Source organism: Micromonospora arida, from assembly GCF_042873195.1.
In the GTDB taxonomy this organism is placed as follows: domain Bacteria; phylum Actinomycetota; class Actinomycetes; order Mycobacteriales; family Micromonosporaceae; genus Micromonospora; species Micromonospora arida.
The window spans coordinates 85,964-102,780 of record NZ_JBIALC010000002.1 but is presented as its reverse complement, the minus strand read 5'-3'; the positions used below and the strand labels follow the sequence as shown (position 1 = coordinate 102,780).

General features: G+C 71.8%; 15 protein-coding genes. 10 read left to right on the top strand and 5 right to left on the bottom strand.

From position 1 onward, the window contains the following. The first annotated feature begins 54 nt into the window (after positions 1-54). Genes ACFYP0_RS07125 through ACFYP0_RS07115 form a run of 3 tightly spaced genes read left to right on the top strand, consistent with a single transcriptional unit; the run spans position 55 to position 3,963 of the window. A complete protein-coding gene (locus tag ACFYP0_RS07125; RefSeq protein WP_124854068.1) occupies positions 55-1,515 on the top strand; it encodes a sigma 54-interacting transcriptional regulator in 1,461 nt (486 codons plus the stop codon). A 2-nt stretch (positions 1,516-1,517) separates the two neighbouring features. Then, a complete protein-coding gene (locus tag ACFYP0_RS07120; protein ID WP_124854069.1) occupies positions 1,518-3,470 on the top strand; it encodes a vWA domain-containing protein in 1,953 nt (650 codons plus the stop codon). Between the two features lie 28 nt (positions 3,471-3,498). Then, positions 3,499-3,963 carry a hypothetical protein gene (locus ACFYP0_RS07115; protein ID WP_112678956.1) on the top strand — a complete coding sequence of 155 codons (465 nt, stop codon included), beginning with the start codon at positions 3,499-3,501 and terminating at the stop codon, positions 3,961-3,963. A gap of 173 nt (positions 3,964-4,136) precedes the next feature. On the opposite strand, the gene ACFYP0_RS07110 is transcribed toward ACFYP0_RS07115, so the two are convergent. Then, positions 4,137-5,144 carry a GlxA family transcriptional regulator gene (locus ACFYP0_RS07110; RefSeq protein WP_356975970.1) on the bottom strand — a complete coding sequence of 336 codons (1,008 nt, stop codon included), beginning with the start codon at positions 5,142-5,144 and terminating at the stop codon, positions 4,137-4,139. A 1-nt stretch (position 5,145) separates the two neighbouring features. Here ACFYP0_RS07110 and ACFYP0_RS07105 point away from each other — a divergent pair, with 1 nt between their 5' ends. Then, positions 5,146-6,501 (top strand): MFS transporter, encoded by a 1,356-nt coding sequence (locus ACFYP0_RS07105; RefSeq protein ID WP_386994971.1) that lies wholly within the window; start codon positions 5,146-5,148, stop codon positions 6,499-6,501. Between the two features lie 19 nt (positions 6,502-6,520). Here ACFYP0_RS07105 and ACFYP0_RS07100 read toward each other — a convergent pair whose 3' ends face one another. Genes ACFYP0_RS07100 through ACFYP0_RS07090 form a run of 3 tightly spaced genes read right to left on the bottom strand, consistent with a single transcriptional unit; the run spans position 6,521 to position 8,075 of the window. After that, positions 6,521-7,234 carry an RICIN domain-containing protein gene (locus ACFYP0_RS07100; protein WP_386994968.1) on the bottom strand — a complete coding sequence of 238 codons (714 nt, stop codon included), beginning with the start codon at positions 7,232-7,234 and terminating at the stop codon, positions 6,521-6,523. Between the two features lie 46 nt (positions 7,235-7,280). After that, complete coding sequence (locus ACFYP0_RS07095; RefSeq protein WP_357003805.1) at positions 7,281-7,565, bottom strand: DUF427 domain-containing protein; 285 nt, start codon at positions 7,563-7,565, stop codon at positions 7,281-7,283. A gap of 39 nt (positions 7,566-7,604) precedes the next feature. Continuing rightward, positions 7,605-8,075: an aminoacyl-tRNA deacylase gene (locus ACFYP0_RS07090; protein WP_386994966.1), complete on the bottom strand. Its 471-nt coding sequence runs from the start codon at positions 8,073-8,075 to the stop codon at positions 7,605-7,607. Positions 8,076-8,168: 93 nt separating this feature from the next. On the opposite strand from ACFYP0_RS07090, the gene ACFYP0_RS07085 reads away from it, so the two are divergent. From ACFYP0_RS07085 to ACFYP0_RS07065, 5 genes are all read left to right on the top strand, one after another. Then, positions 8,169-9,566, top strand: a complete 1,398-nt coding sequence (locus tag ACFYP0_RS07085) for an FAD-binding oxidoreductase (RefSeq protein ID WP_124858967.1) — start codon at positions 8,169-8,171, stop codon at positions 9,564-9,566. Further along, positions 9,563-10,906, top strand: coding sequence for a class I SAM-dependent methyltransferase (locus ACFYP0_RS07080; RefSeq protein ID WP_386994963.1), 1,344 nt, complete (start codon positions 9,563-9,565; stop codon positions 10,904-10,906). Before ACFYP0_RS07085 ends, ACFYP0_RS07080 begins: the two co-directional genes overlap by 4 nt. Before the next feature lie 100 nt (positions 10,907-11,006). Further along, entirely contained in the window at positions 11,007-11,564 is a 558-nt protein-coding gene (locus ACFYP0_RS07075) for a winged helix-turn-helix domain-containing protein (RefSeq protein WP_124858965.1), read from the top strand. Then, entirely contained in the window at positions 11,557-12,426 is an 870-nt protein-coding gene (locus ACFYP0_RS07070) for an SRPBCC family protein (protein ID WP_386994961.1), read from the top strand. The genes ACFYP0_RS07075 and ACFYP0_RS07070 overlap by 8 nt, the downstream gene beginning before the upstream one ends. A 192-nt stretch (positions 12,427-12,618) precedes the next feature. After that, positions 12,619-12,852, top strand: coding sequence for a zinc-ribbon domain-containing protein (locus tag ACFYP0_RS07065; RefSeq protein ID WP_124858959.1), 234 nt, complete (start codon positions 12,619-12,621; stop codon positions 12,850-12,852). Positions 12,853-13,091: 239 nt separating this feature from the next. Here ACFYP0_RS07065 and ACFYP0_RS07060 read toward each other — a convergent pair whose 3' ends face one another. Continuing rightward, positions 13,092-14,273, bottom strand: coding sequence for a hypothetical protein (locus ACFYP0_RS07060; protein WP_386994957.1), 1,182 nt, complete (start codon positions 14,271-14,273; stop codon positions 13,092-13,094). A gap of 222 nt (positions 14,274-14,495) precedes the next feature. On the opposite strand from ACFYP0_RS07060, the gene ACFYP0_RS07055 reads away from it, so the two are divergent. Then, complete coding sequence (locus ACFYP0_RS07055) at positions 14,496-16,775, top strand: putative bifunctional diguanylate cyclase/phosphodiesterase (RefSeq protein WP_386994954.1); 2,280 nt, start codon at positions 14,496-14,498, stop codon at positions 16,773-16,775. Positions 16,776-16,817 lie beyond the last annotated feature (42 nt).

Here is a 16,817-nt window from a genome sequence, read left to right as displayed (position 1 = left end):
TGGGAGCGGGGGTGCTCCCTGATGCCCGGGGCACCCCTGCGAATGTGAGCTAGCGTGGGTCGAGTGACTGCGCCTACTCCGGTAATCCCGGTTCCACCGGCCGACCTGCCCGGCACGCTCGGCGCGCTTCGGGCGGCCGGTCACCAGTACCGCACCGTCAAGCAGGAACTCCGCGACAACCTCCTCGCCCGGATGCGTTCCGGCGAGACCCGATTCCCCGGCATCGTCGGCTACGACGACACCGTGCTGCCCGAGGTCGAGCGGGCCCTGCTCGCCGGGCACGACATGGTGCTGCTCGGCGAGCGCGGCCAGGGCAAGACCCGGCTGATCCGCTCACTGGGCGCGTTGCTCGACGAGTGGACCCCCGTTCTGCCCGGCTCGGTGCTCAACGAGCACCCGATGCACCCGCTCACCCCGGCGTCGGTCGCCCAGGTCGCCGAGGCCGGTGACGAGCTGCCGATCGGCTGGCTGCACCGCTCGATGCGGTACGGCGAGAAGTTGGCCACCCCGGACACCAGCGTCGGGGACCTGATCGGCGACGTCGACCCGATCCGCATCGCCCAGGGTCGTACCCTCGGCGACCCGGAGACCATCCACTTCGGGTTGGTGCCGCGCACCAACCGGGGCATCTTCGCCGTGAACGAGCTGCCCGACCTGGCCGAACGTATTCAGGTGGCGCTGCTCAACGTGCTGGAGGAGCGGGACATCCAGGTTCGCGGCTACCAGCTGCGCCTGCCACTGGACCTGCTCCTGGTGGCCAGCGCCAACCCGGAGGACTACACCAACCGGGGCCGGATCATCACCCCCCTCAAGGACCGGTTCGGCGCGGAGATCCGCACCCACTACCCGGTCGACCTGGAGTTGGAGCTGGCGCTGATCCGCCAGGAGGCCCACCTGGTCGCCGAGGTGCCCGAGCACGTGCTGGAGGTGCTGGCCCGCTTCGCTCGCGCCGTCCGGGAGTCGCCGTCGGTGGACCCGCGCTCCGGTGTCTCCGCCCGATTCGCCATCGCCGCCGCCGAGACGGTCGCCGGTGCCGCGCTGCGTCGCGCCGGTCTGCTCGCCGCCTCCGGCACCCCGGAGGGACGCCCCGAGGCCGCCGTCGCCCGCGTCGGTGACGCGGTGTCGGTGACCAGCACGCTGCGCGGCAAGGTCGAGTTCGAGAGCGGCGAGGAGGGTCGGGAGACCGAGATCCTCGCGCACCTGCTGCGTACCGCGACCGCCGAGACGTTCCGGGCCCACCTGGCCGGGCTGGACCTGTCCGGGTTCACCGCCCTGGTCGAGGACGGCGCCGCGATCGAGACCGGCGAGTTGGTCAGCGCCGCGGAGCTGCTGCGCCAGGTCGGCACCGTACCCGGGTTGGCGAAGGTCCTGGACCGACTCGACCTGGGCGACGCGCCCACCTCCGAGGAGGCTGCCGCCGTTGTCGAGTTCGTGCTGGAAGGGCTGCACCTGACCCGCCGGCTCGGCAAGGACGTCACCGACTCGGGGCGCACCGTCTACGGCGGCCGGGGCTGACCATGGCCGGCAACCGGTTCCGTTACGGGCAGTGGAACGGCGGGCCCGACCCGCTCGCACCCCCGTACGACGTGCGTGAGGCGGTGGACGCGGTCGGTGCCGAGGTGCTGGCCGGCGGCAGCCTGCGGGAGGCGCTGCGTGACCTGCTGCGCCGTGGGCCGCAGGGACGGGGTGGCCTGGACGACCTGGCCGCCCGGGCTCGGCGGTTGCGCCGGGAGGCGCTGCGCAGGGGCGACCTGGACGGGGCGGTGACCCGGGCCCAGGCCCTGCTCGACCAGGCCCTCGCCGCCGAGCGGGACGAGCTGCGGGGTCGCGACGACGACGCCGCGCGGTTCGCCGAGGCGGTGCTGGACAATTTGCCGCGCTCGACGGCGCGGGCGGTGGAGGAGCTGTCCGGCTACCAGTGGGCCAGCGACGACGCCCGCCGCTCGTACCAGCAGATCCTCGACCAACTCCGCGACGACGTGCTCGGTCAACGCTTCGCCGGGCTGCGCGACGCGGTGCGCGCCTCCGCCGACCCGGCCGCCCAGCAGCGGCTCGCGGAGATGATGGGCGACCTGAACGACCTGCTCGCCCGGCACGGTCGCGCGGAGGACACCACCGACGCGTTCGCCGAGTTCATGCGCCGACATGGCGACTTCTTCCCGGAGAAGCCGGAGAACGTCGACGAGTTGATCGACGTGCTGGCCCGCCGGGCGGCGGCCGGCGAGCGGCTGATGAACTCGCTCTCGGAGCGGCAGCGCTCCGAGCTGGCCGGCCTCATGCAGCAGTCGCTCGGCGACCGCCTCGCGGGGGAGTTGTCCGCGCTCGACGCGAACCTGCGGGCGCTGCGACCCGATCTGCGCTGGGGGCGGGGCGAGCGGGTCCGGGGCGACCAGCCGCTGGACTACGCCGACGCGGCCGGCGCGCTGGGTGAGATCGGCGACCTGGACGACCTGCTGGACCAGCTCGACCAGGAACACCCGGGGGCGACCCTCGACGACGTGGACGTCGATGCGGTGGCGCGCACGCTGGGCCGGGACGCGGCCGACGACGTTCGCCGGCTGCGCGATCTGGAGCGGGAGCTGCGCCGGCAGGGTTGGGTCAGCCGGGACGCGGAGGGGCTCACACTGAGCCCGAAGGCGCTGCGTCGGCTCGGCGGGACCGCGCTGCGGCAGGTCTTCGCGGAGCTGACCGCCGGGCCACGCGGCCAGCACGACCTGCGCTCGGCCGGTGCGGCGGGCGAGGTCAGCGGCGCGTCCAGGCCCTGGCAGTACGGCGATGAGCAACCGCTGGACGTGGTCCGGACGTTGACCCGGGCGGTCAGCCGGGCCGGACCGACGGTCCCGGTGCAGCTCGCGGTGGACGACTTCGAGGTGGTGGAGACCGAGAGGCGGGCCTCGGCCGCTGTGGTGCTCTGCGTCGACCTGTCGTACTCGATGATCTCTCAGGGTCGTTGGGGGCCGATGAAGCAGACGGCGCTGGCGCTGGCACACCTGATGGAGACGCGCTTCCCACAGGACGCCCTGCAGATCGTGGGCTTCGGCCGGGAGGCGATGGCGCTCACCCAGCAGGAGTTGGCGGCCGTGGAGCCGGACATGGAGCAGGGCACCAACCTCCAGCACGCGCTGCGGTTGGCGGGCCGGCACCTGCGGCGGCACCCGGACGCCGAGCCGATCGTCCTGGTGGTCACCGACGGAGAGCCGACCGCGCACCTGGACCCGGACGACGGGGAGGCGCTGTTCCACTGGCCGCCGCTGCCGGAGACGATCGAGGCGACGGTCCGCGAGGTGGACCGGCTGAGCCGTTACGGTGCCACGCTCAACCTGTTCATGCTCGGCGACGACCCGGGCCTGCGGCGCTTCGTCGACGCGGTGGCCCGCCGCAGCCGGGGCCGCATGTTCACCCCGGACACCGACGACCTGGGCGAGTACGTGGTGAGCGACTACCTCCGCTCCCGCCAATCCCGCCGCTAACTCCCGCCGCGGCGGGTTGACTGGGGGGATGGAGAGCGGGGGATTGCGGCGGGCCTACGGTGCCCTGTTCGCGGAGGTCGACGCTGGCGGATTCGGTCCGGCTCCGGAGGGTCAGCTCAGTGCCGAGCAGATCGTCGCGCATCTGGTTGCCAACGACGAGCTGATGATCCAGGCCACCGAGGCGTTGCTGGCCGGGTCGCCGTTCGCCTACTACGAGTTGGCGGAGGACATGCACCGCCCGCAGCTCGACGCGCTCGCCGCCGAGCAGGGTGGTCTGCGTGGCCTGACCGCGCTGCTGCACGGCACCAGTGACCGGCTGTGCGGGCTGGTCGACCAGCTCGGCCTGGCAGCGGAGACCCCGGTCGAGACGCACCTACGCGAGGGCTTCGACCTCATCGTCGACGAACCGCTGCCCTGGTCCCGGACCCTGGACCTGCACACCCGGGTGCACCTGCCGAAGCACCAGTCCCAGCTGCACCTGCTCCGGTCCTGAGCGGCGGCGATACGGGCGGCGGCGGCCGATCAGTGTGAACCCGGCATGGGGTGTCGTGGTCTGTTGAGCGTGATGTCTGTGGGTCATATTGATGACCCACAGACATCACGCCCCCAAAAAGTGCTCCCCGGGACCAGGGGCGAGATCGGGCCAGCAGAGGGCGGGGCGGCGGGTCAGGTTTTGACGAGGTCGGGGCGGGGGTGGAAGGTGCGGCGGTAGGTGGACGGGGCCACGCCGATGCGCTGGTGGAGTTGCTGGCGTAGGGCGGCGGTGGTGCCGAAACCGCAGCGGTGGGCGATCTGGTCGACGGTGAGGTCGGTCGTCTCCAGCAGCAGTCTCGCGTGGTCGGTGCGCTGTTGCAGCAGCCACTGGGCCGGGCTCAGTCCGGTCTCGGACCGGAAGCGCCGGGTGAAGGTGCGCACGCTCATCCGCGCCTGCTCGGCCAGGTCGCGCAGCGCGATCGGTTCGTGCAGTCGCTGCCGCGCCCACTCCCGGGCGCCCGCCGTGCTGGTGTCGGTCGCCTTCGGCACCGGCTGCTCGATGTACTGCGCCTGACCGCCGTCGCGCCACGGCGGCATCACGCAGCGGCGGGCCGCCCGGTTGGCCACCTCGCTGCCGTGGTCGGTGCGAATCACGTGCAGGCAGAGGTCGATGCCGGCGGCGACCCCGGCCGAGGTGAGCACCTGGTCGTCGGCGATGAAGAGCACGCCCGGGTCGAGGTCCACCCGGCCGTGCAGGCTGCGGAACCGCTCGGCGTACGCCCAGTGGGTCGTTGCCCGACGCCCGTCGAGGAGCCCGGCGGCGGCGAGCACGAACGCTCCGGTGCAGATCGACATGATCCGGGCGCCCCGCTCGTACGCCGCGCGCAGCGCCGCGGTGACCTCCGGCTCGACGGTGCCCGAGGTCAACGCGCTGCCGTCGTGGATGCCCGGGACGATCACCGTGTCGGCGGTGTCCAGCAACTCCAGGCCGTGGTCGGGGACCACCTGGAAGCCGGCGGTGCTGCGCACCGGCTGCCCGCCCGGGGTGCACACCCGGACGTCGTAGAAGGGTGTCCCGTCAGCGGCCCGGGCGGTGCTGAAGACCTGGGACGGGGTGCCGAGGTCCAGGCCGATCACCTGGTGCAGCGCGAGTACGGCGATCCGGTGCGGGCCAGCGCTCATGGCCCGATTATTGCGCATGATGGCGTTCCGGCCACTCGTCGAGCTGAGTGGGCCAGCTCAGACTGATGCCGTGACCAAGAATCGCCGTCTGCATCCCGCCTGGCTGGTCGCCGCCGTCGCCTTCGTGGCGCTGGTCGGCGCGGCCGGCTTCCGCGCCACCCCGTCGGTGCTGCTGCACCCGCTGCACGAGGAGTTCGGCTGGCCACTGGCCACGATCTCCGCGGCCGTCTCGGTCAACCTGCTGCTCTACGGGCTCACCGCACCGTTCGCCGCCGCGCTGATGGACCGGTTCGGCATCCGCCGGGTGGTCTCGGTGGCGCTGCTCACGGTCGCCGTCGGTAGCGGGCTGACGGTCTTCATGACCGCCAGCTGGCAGCTGCTGCTCTGCTGGGGTGTGCTGGTCGGGCTGGGCACCGGCTCGATGGCGCTGGCCTTCGTGGCAACCGTCACCGGCCGCTGGTTCGTGCGCCGACGAGGCCTGGTCACCGGAGTGCTGACCGCCGGTGGGGCAGCCGGGCAGCTGGTGTTCCTGCCGCTGATCGCGGTGCTGGTGCGCGACCACGGCTGGCGTACGGCGGCACTCGTCGTGGCCGGAGCGGCGCTGGCGGTCGTACCCCTGGTGGTGTGGCTGCTGCGCGAACACCCGGCGGATCTCGGCCTGCCCGCCTACGGCGCGACCGAGGTCGTCGCGGCGCCGCCGGTGACCGGCGGCGCGGCGAGCCGGGCGCTCGGCGCGCTGGGCACCGCGGCCCGCACCCGGCCGTTCTGGCTGCTGGCGGGAGGGTTCGCGATCTGCGGCGCGACCACCAACGGCCTGGTCGGTACGCACTTCGTGCCGGCCGCGCACGACCACGGCATGACCCAGACCACCGCTGCCGGGCTGCTCGCCCTGGTGGGGCTCTTCGACATCATCGGGACGATCGCCTCCGGCTGGCTCACCGACCGGGTGGACAGCCGATTGCTGCTCGGCATGTACTACGCGCTGCGCGGGTTGTCCCTGCTGGTGCTGCCGAGCCTGTTCTCCGGCACCGCCGAGCCGAGCATGCTTGTGTTCATCATCTTCTACGGCCTGGACTGGGTGGCCACCGTGCCGCCGACGGTGGCGCTGTGCCGGGAGTACTTCGGTAGCGCCGGAGCGGTGGTGTTCGGCTGGGTGTTCGCCGCGCACCAGCTCGGCGCGGCGGTCGCCGCGACCGGCGCGGGGCTGGTCCGGGATCGACTGGGCGACTACGCGATGGCCTGGTACGTGGCGGGCGCGCTGTCGATCGGCGCCGCCGGGCTGTCGTTGCTGCTGCGCCGCCGACCGGGCCGAGGTGTGCCGGAGGCCGTGCTGGTAGCCGCGACCGCGCCCAGGGCGTGGAGCTTCCGGGGCTGAACCGCGACGCGTCGGCCGGTCAGCTCACCGTCCACTGCTGGGCCGGCCGGCCGTCGCACTGTCGCTGCCGGATGTCATCGCCGGCCTCGACGGCGTCGTCGTCTGCCTGGGCGCACTTGTTGCTGTGCGCGGCGATGAGCAGCACCGCGCTGGTGCCGGTCCCGCCGAACCGCCACTGCTGGTTGGCCCCACCGTGGCAGGGGAACTGGAGCAACCGCGCGCCGTCGTCCCGACTGCCACCCTCGACGTCGAGGCACTGCCCGTGCGCGGCGTTGGTCAACGTCAGCACGCCCGTGCCGGCCGGGCTGACCACCCACTGCTGCTCCGGGGCGCCGGTGCACACGGCCAACTCGCCCTCGGCCTCCTTACCGTCACCGTCGAGCCCCAGGCAGAGGCCCGAGGCGGCGCGTAGCACCCGGGGCCCGGTGGGCGGGGCGGCCGGCGTGCTGGCCGACGGGGTCGGTGACGGCTGGGCCGGTGCGGCCGGGCTCGGCTCGCCGGCCAGCTCGCTGGGCTGCGCCGCGCCGGATGGCGTACCGACCGACGCCGGCACCGACGGCTCGTCGTGACCGTCGAGCAGCCCGGTCGCGAAGACCACCCCCAGGAGTACGCCGACGGCCCCGACCCCCACCGCGACCCGCAGCAACGGATCGGCCAGCGGCCCGGAGCGCGGTGCCCGGTGACCGCCGTAGACGGTGCCGGCGGGGTCGGGGCGTTCCTCGGGCGCGGACATACGCGCCATCCTCACCCACGACGTCGCGCCGGAGCCAGCCCAGCGGTCAGCCGACGACCCGGACGTCCTTCCAGAAGGCCACCCGGTCGCGCACCATCTCGGCGTCCGGCTTGGGCTCCGGGTAGTACCAGACAGCGTCCTCGCTGGTGCTGCCCTCGTGCGCAAGGGTGTAGTACGAGGCGGTGCCCTTCCACGGGCAGACGGTGTGCGTCGCGGACTCCCGGATCAGGTCGTCGCGCAGGGCGGAGCGGGGGAAGTAGTGGTTGCCCTCCACCAGCACGGTGTCGTCGCTCTCGGCGACGACCAGGTCGTTCCACACAGCTTTTGGCATGCCACCAACACTAGGCCGCGGCACCGACGACGACAGCGTTCAGCGGGCGGGCTGCGGGTCGGTGACGTCGGCCACGGTGGCGTCGAGGGCGGCGATCGCGGCGTCGGCGTCGATCGCGATGGCGAGACCGCGCTCGCCGGCGCCCAGGGTGATCTCCCGGCCGCGCAGTCGCTCGTCGGCGACCACCGGCCAGGCCGTGCTTGCGCCGAACGGGGTGATGGTGCCGCGTTCGTAACCGGTGGCGGCCAGGGCGCCCGCCGCGTCCGGCATGGAGAGCCGGTGCACCCCGAGCAGGGCGCGCAGCTTGGGCCAGGAGATCACCCGGTCGCCGGGGGTGAGCACGAACAGGTGGTCGTCTTCACCACGGCGAACCACGATCGTCTTGACCACGTCGGGCACGGCAACGCCCCGGGCGGCGGCGGCCTCCGCGAGACTGCCGACCGCACCGTGGCTGACCAGCCGATACGGCAGTTGGGCGGCGTCCAGGGCGGTGATCGCTGGCGATGGCATGCCCGCCACGGTAGCCGTCGGGCCTGCCACCGGACGGGAAACTGCCACCGCCGACATCCCACGGTTTCCAAACGGCGAGCGTAAGGTGATCACATGCGCGCTGAGCGTGTGGATCAACCGATTGACCATGATCAAGCGGTGGACACGCTGCGGCGGTCGTACGCCGCGGTGCCCACGGGCGAGCCTGTCCGGCTGGCCAAACGCACCTCCAACCTGTTCCGCCCCCGGTCCGCTCCCCGGACTCCGGGGCTCGACGTAAGTGGCCTGAACGGCGTGCTGTCGGTCGACCCGGCCGGCCGTACCGCCGACGTGCAGGGCATGTGCACCTACGAGGACCTGGTCGACGCGACGCTGCCGCACGGCCTGATGCCGCTGGTGGTGCCGCAGTTGCGCACCATCACGCTGGGCGGCGCGGTGACCGGCCTCGGGATCGAGTCGACCTCGTTCCGCAACGGCCTGCCGCACGAGTCCGTCCAGGAGTTGGACGTGCTCACCGGCTCCGGCGAGATCATCACCGCCCGACCCGACGGCGAGCACGCCGACCTGTTCACCGCGTTCCCCAACTCGCTGGGCAGCCTCGGGTACGCCACCCGGTTGCGCATCGAGCTGCAACCGGTCGGCCGGTACGTGTCGTTGCGCAACGTCCGGTTCACCCAACTGGAGGCGCTGACCGACGCGATCGCGGAGGTGACCGCCACCCGGTCCTGGGCGGGCGAACCGGTGGACGCGATGGACGGGGTGATGTTCAGCCCCGGCGAGGCGTACCTGGTCTTCGCCACGTTCACCGACGCGGCCGACCCGCCCAGCGACTACACCGGTCAGGCGATCTACTACCGGTCGCTGCGCCAGCGCACCCGCGACGTGCTCACCGCGTACGACTATCTGTGGCGCTGGGACACCGACTGGTTCTGGTGCTCGTCGGCGTTCGGCGCGCAGCACCCGGTCGTGCGCAGGCTCTGGCCGGCGCGTTACCGGCGCAGCGACTTCTACCACCGACTGGTCCGGCTGGAGCACCGCCACCAGGTGGCGGCCCGGATCGACCGGCTGCGCGGGCAACCGGCCCGGGAGCGGGTCGTGCAGGACGTGGAGATCCCGCTGGACCGTACGGCCGACTTCCTGCGCTGGTTCGCAGGCAGGGTGGGAATGAACCCGGTGTGGCTGTGTCCGTTGCGACTGCGTGAGCCGGCGGGGCCCGGTTCGGCGCGGTCCTGGCCGCTGTATCCACTCCGGCCGGGGCAGGACTACGTCAACATCGGGTTCTGGGGGAGCGTTCCGATCGCGCCGGGCGCCGCCGACGGCGACGTCAACCGCACGATCGAACGCAGGGTGTCGGAGTCGGGCGGGCACAAGTCGCTCTACTCCGACGCGTACTACGACCGGGACGCCTTCGATCGCCTCTACGGCGGCGACACGTGGCGCGCGGTGAAAGACCGCTACGACCCGGACCACCGGCTGACGGGACTGTACGAAAAGGCGGTAGCACGAGCATGAGCCTGACCGACAGAGATCAGGGGGCGGCGAGCGTCCCCGCCACCCCGCCGGCGGGGGGCCGGCACACGGGTCCGACCGTCGCGGATGTCATCCGCGCGGTCACCACGGGGCCGTTGCCGGTGCGGATCACCGGGTACGACGGCAGCGCCGTCGGCCCGTCCGACGCCGGCATCACCCTGGCGATCCATTCCGAGCGTGGGCTGTCGTACCTGCTCACCGCACCCGGCGACCTGGGCATGGCCCGGGCGTACGTCAGTGGTGACCTGGCGTTGCAGGGCGTGCACCCGGGTGACCCGTACGAGGCGTTGCGGGTGCTCAAGGACGAGTTGCGGTTACGCCCACCGTCGCTGGCCGAGGGGCTGGCGCTGGTCCGTGGGCTGGGCTGGGAGCGGCTGATGCCGCCGCCGGCACCGCCGCAGGAGGCGCAGCCCCGCTGGAAGCGGGTGATGAACGGGCTGCGGCACTCGCGGGTGCGCGACAGCACGGCCATCTCGCATCATTACGACGTCTCGAACGCCTTCTACGAGAAGGTGCTCGGCCCGTCGATGACGTACACCTGCGCGGTTTTCCGGTCTCCGGACGACACGCTGGAGCAGGCCCAGGCGGCGAAGTACGACCTGGTCGCCGGCAAGCTGGCGCTGAAGAAGGGGATGCGGCTGCTGGATGTCGGGTGCGGCTGGGGTGGGATGGTGCGCCACGCCGCCCGCGAGTACGGCGTCAAGGCGCTCGGGGTGACCCTGTCGAAGGCGCAGGCGCAGTGGGCGCAGGCCGCGATCGAGCGGGAGGGGTTGACCGAGCTGGCGGAGGTGCGATACCTGGACTACCGGGACGCGCCGGCCGAGCAGTTCGACGCCATCTCCTCCATCGGGTTGACCGAGCACATCGGGGTGCGCAACTACCCGGCCTACTTCGGGTCGCTGCGCAGTCGGCTGCGGCAGGGCGGGCGACTGCTCAACCACTGCATCACCCGCGCGGACAACCGCGCGCCGCACCGCTCGGGCGCGTTCATCGACCGGTACGTCTTCCCGGACGGTGAGCTGGCCGGTCCGGGCCGGTTGATCAGTGAGGTGCACGATGCCGGGTTCGAGGTGCACCACGAGGAGAACCTGCGCCAGCACTACGCGCTGACGCTGGCCGCCTGGTGTCGCAACCTGGTCGAGCACTGGGACTTCTGCGCCTCGGAGGTGGGTGCGGGCACCGCCCGGGTGTGGGGGCTCTACATGGCCGGGTCGCGGATGGCGTTCGAACGCAACGGCATCCAGCTGCACCAGGTGCTGGCCACCCACAACGGCCCGAACGGTGTGAGCGGCTACCCGCTGCGACCGGACTGGTTGCCCTGATCACCTGCTGACCGCCGCCTGAAGCCGCGTCGAAAAAGTCGGCGCGGCTTCTCGCGAAGCGATTGACAAAGAAGTTTTGTACGTACAAACTGATTTTGCCATGAGAGATGTCCTGTACCTGGAGCAGATCGAGCAGGCCGAAGTCCTGCTCAAGCCGCAGCGCGTCGAGGTGCTGCGGCAACTGGCCGAGCCGCGCACCTGCACCGAGGTCGCGGCCCGACTCGACCAGACGCCGCAGCGCGTCTACTACCACGTCAAGCAGCTCGTCGGGGCTGGCCTCGTCGAGCTGGTCAACGAACGCAAGGTCCGCGGCATCACCGAAGGCATCTACCAGGCCGCCGCCCGCTCCTACTGGCTCTCCCCGCGGCTCGTCGGCCGGATCGGCCTGCGCCGGGCGCGCGACGAGCTGAGCCTGGGCTACCTGCTCGACCTGATGGAGGAGGTCCAGGCGGACATCGCCGGCCTGGACCGGGCGGCACCCGAGCTGCCCTCGATCGGGGTCTCCGGCGAGATCCGGGTGCCGGCCGAGCAGCGCCCGCAGTTCCTGCACGACCTGCAAACCGCACTTCAGGACCTGTTCACCCGCTACGGCGGCAGCGAAGGAGATGCCTTCAAGCTGGCCGTCGCCTGCTATCCGAAAGGGAACGACAATGAGTGAGCCGATGAAGGTCCAGGCCCGTCTCTCCGCGCCCGTCGGGCGCGTCCGCCAGGCCCTGACCGACCCGGCCGAGCTGCGTCTCTGGCTGGCCGAGCACGCCGAGGTCGAGCTGCCCCAGCGGTACGAGTTCTGGGGTCGCTACACGCCCGAGGGCGACGCCCCGCACCAGCGGCTGCTGCACGCCGACGACGACACGCTGCGTTTCGGCTGGCTGCTCGACGGCGTGGAGACCACCACCGAGTTCCAGTTGACCGCCGAGGGCACCAACAGCACAGTGCTGACGCTGACCCAGAGCCACTTCGACTTCGCCGAGGCGATGAGCGGCTCCACCATCCGGGGCGTGCTCCAGACGTTCTGGGCGCTGTCCATCGCCAACCTGGCCGCCCACGTGGAAGGCAAGCCGCTGCTGCCGCGCACCGACTTCACCTCCGCCGACCTGCGCGGTGAGCTGGTCATCGCCGCCCCCGCCGACAAGGTGTGGGAGTCGCTGACCGACTCCGAGCAGGCCAGCGCCTGGTTCGGCTACCCGATCGGCATCGAGCCCTGGGTCGGCGGCCGGTACGCCATGGGCGGCTTCGAGACCGGCTACGCGGCCAAGGTCGTCGACCTGGAGCCCGGCCGACGGATGTCCGTCGACTGGGGGCCGACCGGCGTGACGAACTGGGAGTTGGCCGAGTCCGGTGGTCGGACCACGCTGACCTTCGTGCAGAGCGGCTTCGACAAGACCAACCCCCCGTACGGGGCGTGGAGCGGGTCGGTTGCCGGGCTGTTCGAGCTGCGCCGCTTCCACGAGGTGCCGAACTGGCAGCCGATCTGGATCTCCGAGGAGATCCCCGGCCTGGAGCCCGCCCCGGCCAGCTGACCGTCGCGCCGTGACCGTCTCGCCTTGACCGTCTTGGCCTTGATCGTGCTCGATCCAGGATGTAGTGGCCTAGTTCACCCCGGACGCCACTACATCCTGGATCGAGCACGATCTTGTGTCCGTGGCCCCGAATTTCCTCGATCCGCTGCTGGATCTGGTGACTTTTCGCGGTTGAATGGGTACTGGCGGACGATGTTCTTCATCTTTGGTCTGCGTACCAAGGTCGACCGGTCCGGTGTCGTGCAGCAGGTGTGCCGTCACTGTGGCAACCAGGCCGCGCAGGTGATCACCCGCCACTCGACGAAATTCACCCTGTTCTTCATACCGCTCATTCCGATCCGCACCCGGTACGCGCAGCAGTGCACGTTCTGCGGGGCGCAGTACGACATCTCCAGGTCCGATGCTGAGCGCCTCCCGGTCGGCTGATCTCCCGATGGAACGTTTCCTCTGCTGGCTGATCGGCCGACCGACGCCGCCGGTCGACGTGGCGGTGCACACCGTTGCCCGCCCGCCCTGCACCCCCGGCCGGCGCAGACGCCGCCGCGCACGCCGCCCAGTGGCCGGCACCGCCCTGCCCCGCTCTCCGTGGAACCGCTCCGCCGGCCGCTGACACACTCGTCGCACACTGACCCCACCGCCCGTACCTGGGACTGGCGGCCCACCGGTCAGATGCCCGCCATCGGTGCCGGGGCGGACAACGGCAGCACCGGATCGGCCGCCTGGATCGTGGCAACGACCTGTGTCAGTTGCGGGTAGCCGCCGCCGGCAGCCCTGATGTGGGTGTCCGCCTCGGCGTGGTTGCCGAGGTGGCACTCGGCGATGGCCCGCAGGAGAAACGCGACGCTGCACAGATCCGGCGGGTCGACACCGGCCCGAACGTCGAGAAGCAGCGCTCGCGCCTGCTCCGGCCGCTCGTTGAGCAGGTACGCCAGGCTCATCGCGACACGGGCGGCCAACCTGTGTGGTCGCACCTGAGAGCCGAGCTGTGCCAGTTCCCAGATCTCCACCACGTCTCGGTGTTGGACAGGCGATCTGGTCACCACCGCGGCGTACAGGTACCACAACCCGAACTGGACGCTGAGCGCTTGCCCGATCGCGGCGGCCGTCACGGGGTCGGTGCTGTCGGCGCGAGCCAGCGCCGCGAGTCGCTCGGCGTCGGCGACGAAGTCCGTCGCCGACCGCGCGTGTCCTGTGCTCCAGCGGCGTTGAAAGGCGGCGAGTGCGAGCCGCGTGCCGTTACCGTCGCGAACCGGATCTCCGAGGCGGCCGTCGTCCGCCTCCCCGTGGCTGATCGTCCGCAGCGTCCGGTCTATCTCCTCCTGGTAGTAGGCCGCCCGCAGCGCCGCGCTGGTGGCGGTCGGCGCCGAGAGCCAATTGAGCAGGTTGCGGCCGTCACTGTGGGGTGAGGGAACGAGGTTGACCAGCCCGAGAAGCGCCGCAAGGAGTGCTGCGCTGAGCAGCGCGAAGCGTGTAAACGGTGTGCTCGTCAACGCCGTCGCGGCAACCAGCACCGCCGCGGTGCACAGGTTGACCACTGGGCCACTGAGGTAGAACAGCACCATCCGCAGCGGCAACGCAGTCGACGACGGCGCAGGCCGGACCGACACGTGGTTGCGCCACCCGGTGAACGGCGCGATACGGACGGCGACCACCTCCAGGCGCAGCAGCTTCGCCGCGACGAGGTGCCCGCACTCGTGCAGGACGAGGTGCGCCCAGAACGACAGGCAGGTGATGCCAGCGGCGACGATGGCACCCGCCAGGGACTCGGTGACGAGGAGTGCGAACAGCGCCGCTTCCACCAACAGGAGGATGAACGCGGCCACCTGCCGCCGGCGGGTAGAGGTCACCGGGGGATGGTACGGCCGAACAGGTGACGGTGTGGGTACGTACGATCACCGAGCCCGTGCCCGGAGGTGGTCCGTCCCGGACCGGCCGTCCTACGTGGCCGAACCGGGTCGACCCGCGGCCGTCCGGACCTTGGCGGGCACCCGGGGCGCTGGCTAGGCTTTCGGGGTTTGCCGTGGACAGGTCCGCCGAGGGTGCACGTACGACGAAGAGCCGGAGCGGCCGTGTCGCGACAGGACGTGAAGCAGTCTGCGGCGGCGCCCACTGGCGTCGCGCCGGCCCGGCTGAGCCGCGCCGGGCTGGTCGCCGCGGGCTCGGTGGTTCTCCTGGAGGCGTGCTGGCTGGTCGCCGCGCTGCCTGGTGCCGCGCTGGTCAGTGACCTCGGTGGGATGCTGGTGGCCGGCTGGGCGACGTTCGCGTGCGTCGGGGTGGCCCGCCGGCAACCGGTGCCGCTGCGCCGGTTCTGGACGCTGCTCGCCCTCACCATGGGGCTCGCCGCCATCGGCCGGGCGATCTGGACGGTGCAGCGGCTCGTCGGCGGCGACCTGCCGCACACGCCGGTGGTCGGGGTGGTCTTCACCGCCGGCATCCTCACCGGCACTGCCGCGCTGCTCAGCTCGCCGTCCGCACCGAGGACCGCGGTCGGGCGGGCCCGTACGTTGCTGGACGGGGTGATCGTCGCCCTGGCCCTGGTGCCGATCGGTTGGGTGCTGGTCTTCCGTGGGATCGCCGCCGCCGAGCTGGCCGACCCGGCGCGCACGCTGGGGCTGCTCTTCCCGATGTTCGACCTGATGCAGCTCACCATCCTGGTCGCGGTCTCCGGGCCGGCCCGGCCGATGTGGCGGCCGATGACCGTCCTGGCGGCGAGCCTCACCCTGCGGGTCGTCGCCGACGTCGTCTACGTGTCGCTGGTCGTCCGCGCCGACTACACCGCCGGTCACCCGATCGACCTGTGCTGGCCGTTGAGCTACCTGCTGATCGGCCTGGCCACCCGGAACCCGCCGCCTCCGGACTGCGACGGCACCGACGACACGGCCGAGTCGCCCCTGCCGCCCTGGTGGCGGGTGGCGCTGCCGTACCTGCCGGTGGGTGGGGCGATCATCGCGGTGGTGCTGGCCCGTGGGCCCACCGGGCAGACCCCGCTGCTGGTGTTCGTGACCATGATGGTGCTGCTGGCCGCCCTCGCCGTTCGGCAGGGGCTGGCCGCCAACGAGAACCTTCGGCTGGTGGCCCGGCTGCGCCTGCTCGCGTACGGCGACCAGCTCACCGGGTTGCCCAACCGGCTGTTGTTCAACCGGCGGCTGCGCCTCGCCCTGCGCGACGGGCGGCCGGTGGCCGTGCTGCTGCTCGACCTGGACGGGTTCAAGCAGGTCAACGACCGGTTCGGGCACGCCACCGGTGACACCCTGCTGACCGGGCTCGCGGCCCGGATGCACACTGCCGTGAACGGCGACGGCACCATCGCCCGGCTCGGCGGTGACGAGTTCGCCGTGCTGGTCGGCGGCGACCGGCCGGTGTCACCCGAACGGCTCGCCGAGCGGTTGCTGGACGCGCTGCGGCCCTCCGACGACGAGGAGGACGTCGGGGTGCACCCCTCGGCGAGCATCGGTATCGCCGAGTACGGCCCGCAGCACGCCTCCCACACCGACCTGCTGCGCGACGCCGACATCGCCATGTACGCCGCCAAGGCGGCCGGGAAGTCCGCGTACCGCACGTGCACGGCGGCGTTGCGCGAGTCGGCCGTCTCCCGCGCCGAGTTGATCGCCGACCTGCGCCGGGCGGTCGACGAGGACCAGCTGCACCTGGAGTTCCAACCCATCGTCGACCTGACCACCGGCGCGGTGCGCAGCGCCGAGGCGTTGGTGCGCTGGCGGCACCCCCGGCTGGGGATGTTGCCACCGGCGAGGTTCCTGCCGCTGGCCGAGGAGACCGGGCTGATCCTGCCGATCGACCGCTGGGTGATCCACGAGGCGTGCCGGGCAGCCGCGACCTGGCGGGGTCGGGTACCGGAGGCGACCGTCGCGGTGAACATCGCCGCCGCGCACCTGCGTCGGCCGGACCTGATCGCCACGGTCACCGCGGCGACCAGCGCCGTCGGGCTGGCACCACGGGCGTTGACCCTGGAGTTGACCGAGTCGGCGCTGATCGAGGGCACCGAAGCGGTGTTGGAGCGGCTGCACCAACTCCGGGAGCTGGGTATCCGGATCGCCATCGACGACTTCGGCACCGGCTACTCGTCGCTGAGCTACCTGCACCGTATCCCGGCCACCGAGCTGAAGATCGACAGGTCGTTCGTGGCCCGGCTGGGCACCGACGACCGGGCGTACGCCACGGTGGAGATGGTCACCCGCCTGGCCGGCGCGTTCGACCTGGCGGTGGTCGCCGAGGGGGTGGAGACCGAGCGTCAGCACGAGGCGGTCACCGCGATCGGCTGCCCACGCGGCCAGGGCTATCTGTACGGGCGGCCGGACGCCCCCGCGATGGTGGGCCAGAATCGGAGTTGACTCTCACGTAACGGCAGGCAGGAGCCTGGTTCCCGGAAGGGA

What these genes read in the sequence shown, in the direction of transcription:
- ACFYP0_RS07075 (WP_124858965.1), top strand. Translation starts at nt 11,007, where the DNA reads ATGAGAGATGTCCTGTACCTGGAGCAGATCGAGCAGGCCGAAGTCCTG.
- ACFYP0_RS07115 (WP_112678956.1), top strand. Translation starts at nt 3,499, where the DNA reads ATGGAGAGCGGGGGATTGCGGCGGGCCTACGGTGCCCTGTTCGCGGAG.
- ACFYP0_RS07120 (WP_124854069.1), top strand. Translation starts at nt 1,518, where the DNA reads ATGGCCGGCAACCGGTTCCGTTACGGGCAGTGGAACGGCGGGCCCGAC.
- ACFYP0_RS07065 (WP_124858959.1), top strand. Translation starts at nt 12,619, where the DNA reads ATGTTCTTCATCTTTGGTCTGCGTACCAAGGTCGACCGGTCCGGTGTC.
- ACFYP0_RS07090 (WP_386994966.1), bottom strand. Translation starts at nt 8,075, where the DNA reads ATGCCATCGCCAGCGATCACCGCCCTGGACGCCGCCCAACTGCCGTAT.
- ACFYP0_RS07105 (WP_386994971.1), top strand. Translation starts at nt 5,146, where the DNA reads ATGGCGTTCCGGCCACTCGTCGAGCTGAGTGGGCCAGCTCAGACTGAT.
- ACFYP0_RS07085 (WP_124858967.1), top strand. Translation starts at nt 8,169, where the DNA reads ATGCGCGCTGAGCGTGTGGATCAACCGATTGACCATGATCAAGCGGTG.
- ACFYP0_RS07095 (WP_357003805.1), bottom strand. Translation starts at nt 7,565, where the DNA reads ATGCCAAAAGCTGTGTGGAACGACCTGGTCGTCGCCGAGAGCGACGAC.
- ACFYP0_RS07080 (WP_386994963.1), top strand. Translation starts at nt 9,563, where the DNA reads ATGAGCCTGACCGACAGAGATCAGGGGGCGGCGAGCGTCCCCGCCACC.
- ACFYP0_RS07070 (WP_386994961.1), top strand. Translation starts at nt 11,557, where the DNA reads ATGAGTGAGCCGATGAAGGTCCAGGCCCGTCTCTCCGCGCCCGTCGGG.
- ACFYP0_RS07110 (WP_356975970.1), bottom strand. Translation starts at nt 5,144, where the DNA reads ATGCGCAATAATCGGGCCATGAGCGCTGGCCCGCACCGGATCGCCGTA.
- ACFYP0_RS07100 (WP_386994968.1), bottom strand. Translation starts at nt 7,234, where the DNA reads ATGTCCGCGCCCGAGGAACGCCCCGACCCCGCCGGCACCGTCTACGGC.